Source organism: Spirochaetota bacterium (assembly GCA_004297825.1).
Lineage (GTDB): Bacteria > Spirochaetota > UBA4802 > UBA4802 > UBA5368 > FW300-bin19.
The window spans coordinates 18,134-30,268 of sequence record SCSX01000004.1; the positions used below are offsets into that span (position 1 = coordinate 18,134).

12 protein-coding genes are annotated in these 12,135 nt (G+C 57.5%); 2 read left to right on the forward strand and 10 right to left on the reverse strand.

Annotated elements, in window-relative coordinates:
• The first annotated feature begins 288 nt into the window (after window positions 1-288).
• Entirely contained in the window at window positions 289-1,617 is a 1,329-nt protein-coding gene (locus EPN93_00385; GenBank protein TAL39880.1) for an MFS transporter, read from the forward strand.
• 146 nt (window positions 1,618-1,763) lie between these two features.
• A complete protein-coding gene (locus EPN93_00390) occupies window positions 1,764-2,489 on the forward strand; it encodes a sulfite exporter TauE/SafE family protein (protein TAL39881.1) in 726 nt (241 codons plus the stop codon).
• Window positions 2,490-2,613: 124 nt separating this feature from the next.
• On the opposite strand, the gene EPN93_00395 is transcribed toward EPN93_00390, so the two are convergent.
• From EPN93_00395 to EPN93_00440, 10 genes are all read right to left on the reverse strand, one after another.
• Window positions 2,614-3,669, reverse strand: coding sequence for a CAP domain-containing protein (locus EPN93_00395; protein TAL39882.1), 1,056 nt, complete (start codon window positions 3,667-3,669; stop codon window positions 2,614-2,616).
• Between the two features lie 113 nt (window positions 3,670-3,782).
• Entirely contained in the window at window positions 3,783-4,910 is a 1,128-nt protein-coding gene (locus EPN93_00400; GenBank protein TAL39883.1) for a hypothetical protein, read from the reverse strand.
• Between the two features lie 157 nt (window positions 4,911-5,067).
• Entirely contained in the window at window positions 5,068-5,745 is a 678-nt protein-coding gene (locus tag EPN93_00405; GenBank protein TAL39884.1) for a lysoplasmalogenase, read from the reverse strand.
• Window positions 5,742-6,050: a carbon storage regulator gene (gene csrA / locus EPN93_00410; GenBank protein ID TAL39885.1), complete on the reverse strand. Its 309-nt coding sequence runs from the start codon at window positions 6,048-6,050 to the stop codon at window positions 5,742-5,744. The genes EPN93_00405 and csrA overlap by 4 nt, the downstream gene beginning before the upstream one ends.
• 3 nt (window positions 6,051-6,053) lie before the next feature.
• The gene (locus EPN93_00415; GenBank protein TAL39891.1) at window positions 6,054-6,506 is read right to left on the reverse strand and encodes a flagellar assembly protein FliW; all 453 of its coding nucleotides are present in this window, start codon (window positions 6,504-6,506) and stop codon (window positions 6,054-6,056) included.
• A 145-nt stretch (window positions 6,507-6,651) separates the two neighbouring features.
• Complete coding sequence (locus tag EPN93_00420) at window positions 6,652-7,914, reverse strand: flagellar hook-associated protein 3 (GenBank protein ID TAL39886.1); 1,263 nt, start codon at window positions 7,912-7,914, stop codon at window positions 6,652-6,654.
• Between the two features lie 3 nt (window positions 7,915-7,917).
• The gene (gene flgK, locus EPN93_00425) at window positions 7,918-9,822 is read right to left on the reverse strand and encodes a flagellar hook-associated protein FlgK (GenBank protein TAL39887.1); all 1,905 of its coding nucleotides are present in this window, start codon (window positions 9,820-9,822) and stop codon (window positions 7,918-7,920) included.
• Between the two features lie 11 nt (window positions 9,823-9,833).
• Entirely contained in the window at window positions 9,834-10,340 is a 507-nt protein-coding gene (locus tag EPN93_00430; GenBank protein ID TAL39888.1) for a flagellar protein FlgN, read from the reverse strand.
• Window positions 10,341-10,553: 213 nt separating this feature from the next.
• Window positions 10,554-11,162: a hypothetical protein gene (locus EPN93_00435; protein ID TAL39889.1), complete on the reverse strand. Its 609-nt coding sequence runs from the start codon at window positions 11,160-11,162 to the stop codon at window positions 10,554-10,556.
• A gap of 288 nt (window positions 11,163-11,450) precedes the next feature.
• On the reverse strand, window positions 11,451-11,930 hold the full coding sequence (locus EPN93_00440) for a hypothetical protein (protein ID TAL39890.1): 480 nt from the start codon (window positions 11,928-11,930) through the stop codon (window positions 11,451-11,453).
• Window positions 11,931-12,135 lie beyond the last annotated feature (205 nt).

Here is a 12,135-nt window from a genome sequence, read left to right on the forward strand (position 1 = left end):
CATTCCGGGAAAAAGTCTATCCGCGCAAATCCGTGAAAATCCGCGGCCAAAAATCCCTTGTCCGGACCGGTACGGGCATATATGCACCCCGCGGGAGCCCCTCGCCGGTTTCCGTGGATCACCACCGCGCCCAGGTGCGGTGCCGGCACGGCGGCGGAACGGGGGCCGATGAACTATGTTCATTAAAATGCTTGATTTAATACCCGAAGTTTTATAGTTTACCGGACAACCGGCTCGCGCCGCGCGCCACGACCGTTAGACGATATAAAAACTGCAGGAGATCCCGCCATGCCCGACGGAAAAACCGAAACACCGGAACAGGTCGCGAAGGGTAAAAAAGCCATCCGGACGATGGCCTTCGCCCAGTGCATCGATTTCACCGAGCCGCAGATACTCAACACCATGTACGTGTCCATCCAGGCCACCCTCAATCTCGCCGACAGCGCCCTGGGCTCAATTACCGCCGTCAAGCGCGGGGTCGAGACCGTGAGCGTGTTTCTCTGGGGCATACTTGCCGACCGCTTCCGCCGCAGGGAGATCCTCGCCGGGTCCACGCTCCTCGCGGCGATTGGCTCGATCATTACGGGCTTTTCGCAGGACTTCGCCTTCTTCTTCGTGGTCACCATGATCGCGAACGTGGGCGCATGCGCCATGGAGGGTCAGACCAACTCCGTACTCTCGGACATCTTTCCGGTCCAGAAGCGCGGGAAGGCGTTCGGTGTCCTGCGCGGCATGGCGTACTCGGGCCTCATCTTCTCGCTGGTTGCATTCAGTCTCCTCGCCGACAACGTGCCCGATATCGGCTGGCGCATCGCCTACTGGGGTTTCGGGGTGCTCGGGATAATCGCGAGCATCACGATCTGGTTCACGCTGGACGAACCGGTGCGCGGCCGGACGGAAAAGGCCCTGAGCGACGTTTCCGAGGATGTGATCAGGAAAAAAAGCGAGGGCGCGTTCACGATCAGCGTGGCGATGCGGCAGTTCGGCATACCCACCATCGCGGTCGACATCGTGAACCTCATCCTCATGGGCTTCCCCAAGATCATGCTGGTTAATTTTTCCGTCACCTTCTTCGTAAAGGTGCGCGGCCTCACCGAGGGCACGGCGATACTGGTGTCCCTGCTCGGCCTTATCGGCTTCATCTCAGGGAGCATCACCGGCGGGATAGTGGGCGACCGCATGGGCAAGCGCATGGGCGAGAAGATGCGGCTCGTCACCGGCCACGCGGTCCTGGCGGGCCTCATCGTGATGACATTCCTTATCTTTGGAATCGATTACGGCTTCACGGCCGCGTACATGGTCATCGCGTTTTTCACCGCCTTCATGGTCGAGTTCATGTACAGCATCACCCGCGTCGTGGTGTCGGCCGTGCTCCTGCCCGAGGTGCGCACGGTGGGCTTCTCAATAGGCCGCATGGCGGATTCGATGGGCTCCATTATCGCAAGCCTCATATACTTCCTGGTGGTGGCGACCTACGGGATCGCGGAATCCGTGCTCTGGCTCTCCGTGGGCGGCGCGCTCGCTGCGTTCCTCATGTACTTCGCCTATTATTTTACGTTCGCCGGGGACGCCGCGCGCATGCAGAAAGAGCTCTCTGCCCGCGTCACGCAGGCTTAGGTGTGTAAAGGTGGGAGATGTGGGAATTGACGAGATTCATGAGATAAAGGATAGATGCTCAATAGACGAATGAAATCCTTGCCTTTATCTCCTCATCTCGTCAAAGCTCCCAATCTCCTATTCCTCTTTTCAAGCACGGCATAACAATGCAGGCACTCGTCATGATTTGTGTGCTCGTCTTCGCGCACACCACCGAAACGATACTCGGTTTCGGAGCAACCGTGATCGCCTTCGGACTGGGCGCGCACATCTACCCGGTGAGTACGCTCCTGGTGATGCTCGTACTCCTCGCGCTCGCACAGAACCTGTGGCTCTTCGCGCGATGGTTCCGTCATATTGAGTGGCGCCTCGTGCTCACGCGTATCGGCCCCGCGGTCCTTCCCGGCGTCGCGCTCGGCATGCTCCTGCGCAGCCGCGCGGACGAGACGCTGCTTAAAACGATCCTGGGAATCTTTATAATCTGCGTATCGGTGATGGACCTTGTCCTTCTGGCCGCGCCGGAAAAGCGCGAACCCAGGCGGCTCCCGGCGCCGGCGGGCATCGCGGTACTGTTCGCGGGCGGCATTTTCCACGGGCTGTTCGCGACGGGCGGACCGCTTATCGTGTATTACGCCGGAAAGGTGTTCGCTTCGCAGGAGTCCATGCGGGGCACGCTCTCATTCGTATGGATCGTGCTGAATTCCATCATACTTACGGGTCTCATAGCCGCGGGCGCCGTGACCGTTGAAGCCATGCGTTCGACCGCCCTGCTTGCGCCCGGCCTCATCGCGGGAATTGCGATCGGCTCCGCGATCCGGGTGAAGGACAATCACTTCAAGGTCTTCACCTACGTGATGCTGCTTTTCATCGGTATCGCGCTCGTGGTGCGCTGAGCAGGCGGGAGGCCGGACAGCCGCCCAGGTGACCGCCGGGAGGTAATAACCGGGCTCGGGCGCACGCCGCTTTTCGTCCGGGGCGTGCCGGGCGTCCCTTTACAGCGGGCCCTCAGGGCATCCCCTAGTCCACTCGGATTACGATGCCGGAAACCGGCGTGAGTCCCTTTGTGCTTATCGACCCCTGCGGCTCCTTGCCGGTATGACCCTTCTTCACATAAAGATGCACATAATAAAGTCCCGCCTTCCCGGTCTTGAACGCGACCTGGAAGCGCTTCGTCGTGTCATCGTATCCCAGTTTCCAGTAGGGCAGGTTCTCGGCGACCGATTTGCTGAAATCCTCGTAGTAATGCTTCTTGTTAATATCGTCCACGAACATCGGCGTGAGGGGCGGTTCGTAATAGACGATCATGTGGTAGAGGCCGTAATCCGCCGCGATAACCCTTCCCGCGAGCTTGACCTCGGTCTCGGCCGCGGCCTTGGGCGAAAACGCATCGAATTCCAGGTAACGGTCCAGGTAATGCTCGTAGTAGCACATTCCCTTTTCATTGTCGAAGGCGAAGCCTATCCCCACGTGCGTGTGCCAGGGATTCAGGATATTCCTGCGATGACCGTCATCGGGCGCTTTCTCGCCGTACATGAGCCCGTGTGCCTTCACCGCGGCCTGGAGCACTGTGGCGTATTTCTTGGGACCCTCGAGCTCGATGCCGGTATATTTTGCGGCGTTCTCGCTCGTGTGTTCCGTCCCCCCGGCGAATGCGTAGCGGTGATAGGGCTTTTCCCCCTTCAGGTTCCAGTGCCCGGAAAAGCCGCCGTCAACCGCGTCGAACGCCGACTTGTTCGACACGCGGCAGGCCAGCATGTCGAGCGTGAGCGGCGCGAGCTTTTCTTTAGCGCGGTTTCCATTGATTACGTCCAGGACCTCGAGCTTCAATTTCAGATTGGTCTGGTTGTCCTTGAATTCCGCCATGCGCGTCTCCGCCTCGTTCGCGGCGAGCGCGTTTTGTAAATCGGCGTCGGTGAAGGAATATGCGGGGGCGGCGAACGCGGCCACGAGCGTCGCGGCGACAAGCAATGGGTACATGGATTTCATCGGGGGATTCCTCCTGTGAGAACGAAAGGGTAAACCGGAATGAATCGGGAGGCAAGTGATTTTCACGCGGCTCGCGCAGCAGAACATCCAGCGGAACGCTCAAAGGCCTAATTACCGAACGCGCGCCCAGACATGGCCAGGCTTACGGCTGTGGTCCGATATTCTTCGCCATTAAAACCATCCGCGCGCCCGTGCGCCCGTCACTCCCACACGGCTCCCTGCGCGCTGATCTCCGCCGCGACGGCGCCGAACTTTCGGTCGGCGTTTTCGCCTTCCTTATAGTCGACGGTCTTGCTGTACAGTACCCCGCCGCTCTGACCGTCCACCACGCTGACCGCGACGATGCGGGTGGCCCCGAGCCTGCTGATCCTTCCCGTCAGAAGCCGGTTCGCGCTGCGCCGCTCGCCCGCCGCCCGGTAGAGCACCTTGTCGGCCCCCTTCGCCGCGACCACGGCACCGAACAATTTTTGCGAGACGGTTTCGGCCTCGGCTTCGTCCACCCCGTTGGCCGTGAGACGCGTGACGAGCAGGCGTACGCTCGCCGGCACAGGATCGTCCGCGTTTTCCTCGCCGGCCAAGGGCTTCTTCGCGCCGGGCTCCGCCTTTCCTTTCTGCGGTTCGGGCATTTTCAGGCCCAGGCGCCAGCGGAAGTATCGTTCAAGGTGCTCCGGCGGCGCGCACCAGACGCCCGCGACCGGGCGGAGCTCGCGAAGATTCTTGAAATATTTCTCGTCCTCTTTCCCAAGCGCGGAGACCTTCACCTCCTTTCCCTCGATCTCTGCCTTCCTGCCCGCTTCAACCGTGAATTCCGTGAAGGCGCCCTTATCGCTTTTCACCGAAACCGCGCCCTCGCTCACCATCACGACCTGTGAGGAGCCGCGCTCCTGGAAATGGAACATCGTACCACGCACGGCGGCCCGCACCCCCGCTACTTTTGCCTGGAAGCTCCCTTTATCCGTAAGCTTCTCGATGAAAAAACTCGCGCCGCCCCTGATGACCTCCACGACCGTCGCGTCTTCCGCCGACGAAAGGCTATTCGGGAGCGTGTCCAGGCGGAGCTCGGTATTCTCGAAGAGCTGTATCAGACCGTCGGCACCGCACTGTATGTAGGCGACCGAGTTCTCATGGGTTTTCACGGAGTCGTCCCGGTAAAGTTTTTTCTTGATGGAGGCCGGTTCGACGGTTTTATCCGCCTTGAGCACCTCTACCTTCCCGTCATAGAAGTCGAGCCAGTTGAAATGGGGGCGCGGCGCAAAAATCAGAAACGCGATCGCGAAGGAGGCTGCCGCGGCGATGAAGGCTATGATCCAGGCAAGAGATTTGTTCATGCTGATATCCCGCACGTTGTTTTTATACGCTGATATGACGACATGTTGGTCGGAAAGTCAAATAAATAAAGGTTTTGCCGAGAACGGGGATTAAAACATGGCCTACTATAAGAGCGTACGCCTTTCAAGATCATTACACGTACGCATCCCGGAAAACTCAATAAAAGCAGCTTACCGCGATCAAAAACTGCGCCGGCGCGTAAAAGGTCCAGGTGAAGACGGTGCTGTGCGGGATCTTTTTTACGAAGGTGTTCACGGCCAGGATGGAGTCCGATATCATGAACAGCGTCGCGGCAACAGGGAGCAGGACCGCGCGCGTGGTGCCGGGCCGGTCAATCCACGCCCAGGCGTAAAAGCTCATGGATGCGAGTATCGCCACGTAGAGCCCCACGGCAAGATTGAGCTTCCATGACGCCGACTTGATCTTCGCGTAAATGGCCCCGCCGCCCATCCCCAACACGAGCATGAGGACCCAGTGCCAGTTTTTAAACGCGTACCCCTGCGCGAAGGCCGCTATGTAGGCGATGTGCGTGAGCAGGAAAAAGACGAGCCCGTGTATGAAATGGTCGCTTTCCTCGATCATGAGAAGCGTATCGGCGACCATCGAAAGGAGGAGACCGACGAGCACCATGGTGGTGAAGTATCCCAGTCCGCCGGAACGCCCGGCAAGGAGGGCGATGAGTATTACCGAAAGCGTGACGAGCGGGGTGAAGAGGTACTTCCCGGGAAGGATGCCCCGCAGGGCGAAACATTCACGCACCGCAAAAATCGCGAGGAAGCTCGCGGCGAGCTGCGTGAACATGGCGACGTCGAATACGGCCGGCATTCCGTTCATTTGTCTTTCTTGCGGGGCGGGACATCGGGACCGCTTTTATCGCCGGGAGGGCCGGCGTCGCCTGGCTTCTTTTCCCTCGAGAAGAAATCGGAAAGGTTGCGCAGGGTCTCCGGCTTGAATTCGCTCTTCATGGCGGCGATGTTCTCCTGCTGAATCTCCTCGTAGATCTCCTTGCGGTGCACGGTGATGCGCTTGGGCGCGCGTATGCCCAGCTTCACCTGGTCGCCCTTGATGTCGATCACGACGACCTCGATATCGTCGCCTATGATTATGCTTTCGTTCAGCCGCCGCGCGAGTACCAGCATGGTTTATTCCCCGTCCGCCGCCATCTTCTTTATCTCCTCCAGGATACCGTGCTTCACCCTGTACTTGTCGCTCTGAGAAATCGCCTGTTTCCCGCGGCGGTTCTTGGCGTTGATGAGGATGGGCCCCTGCAGGTTCGCGGTCATTTCCGAGGGGTTCGAGGGTATGGTCACGATCGCGAACACCAGCAGGTCCTCGACGACCTCGGCGCCCAGATCCTCGAGATCGTTCGAAGAAATCACGAGATTGTATTCGGCCATGAAATCGATAGGCCGGATGATCACGAACGCGAGATCCGGTTCATCGAGCGACTGCAGCCACTTGAAGGGGGAATTGTCCGTGGAATCGAGAATGGCGAAGCGCCTTACGAAATCGAAGCCCAGGATGCCGTGCTCGAACTCCATGATCTGGCGCTCGTCGATCTCAACCTCACCGTACGGACGCGTCTTGATTTTCAAACTCACCTCACCGCTCCTCGTAGTTTACATGGTACCTGACTTGTACGCAGAATGCAAGGAAAAACTTTATCGGCCCGGACGGCCCGTATTCCGTAGAGACGCGATTAATCGCGTCTCTACGGAATACGGGCCCACGGAAATATTTCTATCTCAGGAAATCCATCAACGTGGCGCGAATCGTTTTCGCGCCCACCGCCAGCGCGTTCTGGTGCACCGTTTCCAGCCATTTGAAATTCATGATGGTTTCCGCGATATCGATCCCCTCGGTCTTCGAGAGAAGCGCGAGCACCGTGCTCTTGTCGTACTCGGAGCGCTTCTCGAGCTCCTCGACGCGATTCTGTTTCGCGCCTATGGACGCGATATGCTTGAGCACGTTGTCAAGGCCGATATCGAGCATGCCCAGGTCGCGCCCGCCCACGAGCTGCTGGTCGCCGCGCACCAGGTCGTCCCTGAGCTGGATCACCATCTCGAACACCGACATGCCGTTAATAGTCACGGTGGGATCGATATTGTTGGGCGGATGGGGGAAGCTCGTGTTGATGAGGCCCAGCTCCTTGAGCACCGTGCCGCTCCCCTGGTCTTCGAGCCATATCTGGTGCGGGGCCGTCGTCTCCAGGATGAGGTTGTTCCTCCCACCCTTGCTCGCGCGCGCCGCGACGCCCGAGCCGTTGATCTTGTCGATGATGATGTCCAGGTTGTCTCCGGCGGCTATGGATATTTCCCTGCCGTCGATTTTTATGGTCTGATTCGTGCCTGCCTGGAACGTCGACGCGTCCTTGTTGGACGTGAGCACCTGGTTGGAGGACCAGAACACCTCGTTGCCCGGGATGCTCACCTCCATATACTCACCCTTCGCGACCTCACGCAGGAGCCGGCCCGTATCGCCGCGGTACTCGACCCCGGTCATCGCATTTCCCTGCTGCCCGGCTGTGATGGTCGAGTAGATGGCGACGAACGGGTTGGGAATCTCCTCGGTGCCCGTCTGGAATCCGCCGAAAATGGGACGTCCCGACGCGCCCTTCGTGTTGGCGATCGAAACCAGCTCGTCCAGGAGCTCGTTGATCTCGGTGGCGGCTGCCTCTTTTCTCTCGAAGGACGAGTAGATGCCGTGCGCCCCCTGCACCGTGAGCACCCGCAGGCGCTGGAAGATGCGCAGCACCGACTGCAGCGCGGTGTCCGCGTCGTCCAGCTTCGATTTCGATTCGGAAATGTTCTGGATGTACTGCTCGACCTCGGTCGCGCGCGTGTGGTAGAGCATCTGGTTGGTCGCGGCAATCGGGTTGTCGCGCGGGATGCGCACGTTCTTCCCCGTGGAAAGCATGTCCTGCGTGCGGTCCATGTCGGCGGTCTGCCGGTTCAGGTTATACAGCATGGTATTGTTGAGCATCTGGTTCGTTACGCGCTGCATTGTCTATACCCCCAGCCTGAGAATCGTTTCGAGCATCTTGTCCATGGTGCTTATCACCCGCGCGGCCGCGTTGTAACCGTGCTGGAAGGCGACCATGTTCGCCATCTCCTCGTCCAGGCTCACCCCGGACACGGACTCCCTTAGATTGGCCAGGTTTTTCAACAGCGTTTCCTGGTTCTTGATCCTGTCCTGCGCCTCTTCCCCCTGCGTCCCCACCCGCGCGATAAGCGAAACGTAGAAATCGTTGAAGGTCGCGTTCACGTCCACCATCGCGTTCTTATGCCGAAGCCCCGCGATCCTGAGCGCGTTCGTGCCATCCCCGATCCCGTTGGTTTTGTTCGCGTCACCCGTCCCGCCCAGGTCCTTTCCCTGCGAGGCGGCGACCTTGTCGATATTGCGTATAACGGCGTCGTTCACCGCCAAGTAGGCGGCCGGGTTGTATGTGGGCGATATGGTCACGTGCTCGCGCGAGGGCAGCAGTTTCATGATGTCGCCCGTCCTCCGGTAGTCGAACGCGCCCTGCGGCCCGGACTGCTTGAGCACGCCCGAAAACCCCGTGAGGAACTGGCCCGAGTCCTCGAGGTGGCGGATCATGAAGTTCTTGCGGTCGTCGTCGCCGCCGGTCGTCGCCTTGAGGGAGAGCTGGCCGTTGTGGTTCACATAGGCAGCGACGCCCAGCCGCGCGTCGTTGATCCGCTTGATGATCGAATTCACCGTGTCGTTCGCCGAGTAGCTTATCTGCGTCTCGGCCTCCGGCTCCCTGTTCGCGACGAAGGTGAGCGTCCCCGCGATGCCGATCGCCGCGCTGGCGTCCAGCCTGTTCGCGCCCGACACCTTGAAGATCGCGCTCACGTCGTCGATACCGTCGCCGTTCAGGTCGTGGTTGCCCTCGGGGCTGTCGCTCACGGTCAGGTGGCGGAAGAAATCGATGTTGGTCTCCCCGTTGCGGCCGAAGCCGTCGCGGTGCACCTCGTTGGTGAGGTCCGCCAGGTTTATCGAGAAGGCGTTCATGTCGTTGATATTCTGACGCAGAATTTTATCGCGCACCTCGATGAGCCCGGCGAGCTCGCCGCCCTTAACGCTCACCGCGGTTCCGGTATCCTTCCAGAGCACCTTGAAGAAACCCTTGTTGTGGGGATCGATCGCGGCCTCGAGCGGGCGCACAACCTCTCCCTGGACCAGGTTTTCCCCGTCGATGTAGACGATGGTTTCGTCCTTGTCGCTCCGGCCCACGCTCACGTTCACAAGCTCCGAGAGTTTTTCGATGAGCGCGTCGCGCTTGTCCTTTAAATCGTTGGGATTGTCGCCCACGGCCTCGCTCTTCATGATGCGCTCGTTCAGGTCGCGTATATCGCGCGCGAACGTGTTTATCTGCGCCACACGGTGCTGCACCTGCCTGTTGGCGTCTCGCTGCAGGTCGTCCAACTGGCGGTAGAGGTGATTCACCTCGTTGGCGAGGTTCACCGCCTTGTGAACCACCACCTCGCGCGTCGAGCGCTCCTCCGGGAACTTCGAGAGCTCTTCCCATCCCTTCCACAGCTCGTCGAGCCTGGTCCGCAGCGACTGGTCGGATGGCTCGTTGTAGACGCTTTCTATCTGGTAGAGGAAATCGTTCTTGGTCTTCCAGTATCCCATCACGTCCTTCTCGGCGACGATGCGGTCGTCGGTGAACTCGTCGCGGATTCGCTCCACGGTCTGGACCAGGGAGCCCTGCCCCATGCTCCCGGGGGTGTTCGCGCGGTTGAGGGCCGGGGTGTAGAGCGGGTCGGCGCTCGTGATCACGACTCGCTGCCGCGAGTATTCCTTGTTCTCGGCGTTCGAGATGTTGTGGCCGGTCACGTGCAGCGCCTGCTGGTGGGCCGACAGCCCCCGCTTCCCTATTTCGAGCCCCATGAAGGTCGAATTCATAACGTCCCCCGTTACACGGTTCTGTTGACCAGGAGCGAATCGGCGATGCGCGCCTTCTCGACTCCCTGCCGGGAATATCCCGTCTCGATGGTCATGCTGCTCCGGATGCCCGAGAGCAGCGTATTGAAAAATTTAAGGTTGTCTTCTATTAGTGTGCTGTTCGTCGCATGAAGCGATTGGAGCCGGAGCAGGAGCTTCTTTAAATCCATGCCCAGGCGCATGAGGCGGCGCGACGAGTCCTCGTCCATCAGGAACACGATGTCGCGGAGCGTTATGCGGCGCGGCATGTCGTCAAGGTGGTTGTTTTCCGCGTATTCGTCTATGAGCTTCAGGCGGCGCTCCTCGAGCCCCGCGACCAGGACGAGCAGCGCCTCCTGCGCGCCGGAGGCCTCTTCGAGCTCTTTGCCGTCCTTCGCGATTATCGCCTCGCTCTTGCGCTCCTCGAGCGCGCACAGGCTCGTGTAAAGCGTAATCTCCTCGTTAAGTACCTTTTCAAGCGCGTTGACCGGATTTGCCATGGCTCCCTCCGTGGAACTCTCCGCCGCTGCAAGGGCGTTCCCCGCCCCTGTCGCGGCCTGATTAGACTATCGGAACAAGCGGAGAAATGTATAAGGAATATTCAGGGGTTCCCGGGGGGGATAAATAAAAGAGGGTAGAAATACACATCTACCCCCGTCTTCAAATTACTGTTTCCCTGTTATTTGGAGTTGGTGGAATGAAAAATTCCGCAATCAACCTTTTTCATGTATTTTCTTTATTACCAGCGAAGACACCTTCTCCAGTGTTGGTTTTAACCTCTCGATAGCTTTTTCCTTTGTAAAACCAGTATTAGAGAATAAAATCGCATTTTCTTTAGAATCGCTATATTCTCCCCAAATCATTTTTCCAGTTTCACACTCATGAATAGAAGCATAAAAATTTATGAAGGAGCCATAACCACCGCTATATCCCCATTTGAGGATTTTAATGTAGAGTACATACTTAGTCTTTATTTTATCCTGTATATCCTTGCAATTTAAATTCTCATAGTACGGATTGCCCTTTGCTTCTTCCTCGGGCGCCGAAGTAGCCGTCAGGGATATGTTCTTCGCTTTTGCATCGTCAACAATGATTTTTACATATTTCTGAACATCCGGCTGGATTTTTTTAAATTCGTCGAATAACTGCTGCTTCAGATCTACCTGCGTGTAAGATTCTTTAATTGTAGGGGCAAACGTCGAATTAAAAATGGCACTTTGAATCATATTCATAGATTCAGTAGTGACTTCAGGCTCTGGGGTCTGGGATATTATCAGCGTTGATTCTATAGTAGTATTTTTAAGTTGTTCGGGATACTTCACGCTATAGGAAGTACAACTCACAATAGCTAGTAGAAAAAATAAAGGTAAAGCAAGAATCCATGCTTTTCGCTTTTCGCTTTTCGCTTTTCATAATACCTCTTCGCTTGATTTTATTTTTGCCGTTAGATGAGATCAGCAATTTTTATTCATATCCAGCGATTAATATTTGTCAATCGGAATTCACTTTTCGTTGCATTGTTTAAAAGGAGTGTGAATTGTTTTCCGGGGAGATTGGCGTAAATGGGCATACCTCGCCCCTGGTTTGGTGTGCGTGTGGAGCTGGGATGCTTAATGTGAGGCCGTGCGGCGGAGTATTTTGGTGGGTGAGGCTCTTGTAGGGTGGTTTTCGGTGTCCCCCCAGTAGAATTCCCAGCACAGTATGCCCCCTGTGCTCCTCTGGCCGATGGCATAATGGGGGAACCGAACATAATTATGCCTTCCGGCCGAATCGCCCAGCATCTCGTGCAGGTAGCGCTTCGTCGCAATGGCTACCAGATACGAGACCGAGAACCGGCTCAACTTACGGAAATCCGAGGCGAACTCATTCTCATTCTTCCTGAAGCGAATCGGAAAACAATGCCACCTCTTCCAGGGATCACGGGGCTGATACCTCACCAAAGTAAACCCTCCCTGAAACCGATCTATATCGCGCAAAACGCGCTTCAGGAGCATGATGACGACAGCCTGGCGGCTTGTTTTCAGCTTTGCCGCGGCAAGGGCGATATTCACGAAGACGATGTGGCTCATGTTTATAGAAGTGCGAAGCATTCCGTATCCTCCGGGGCAAGAGTGAACATCCAAAATGGATACGAACGGGGCATGAAAAATATGAACGGTTTTCCCGGCTATGTTCCGGGCGCCCGAAAATTAATTCGGGGCTTCAGACTATCGTGTGGAATCCGGAAACAGGTCTAATCCACCTAAATGAAACAGAATTGCGGTTTTAAATCTATTTCTATTGCGAAAACCACAG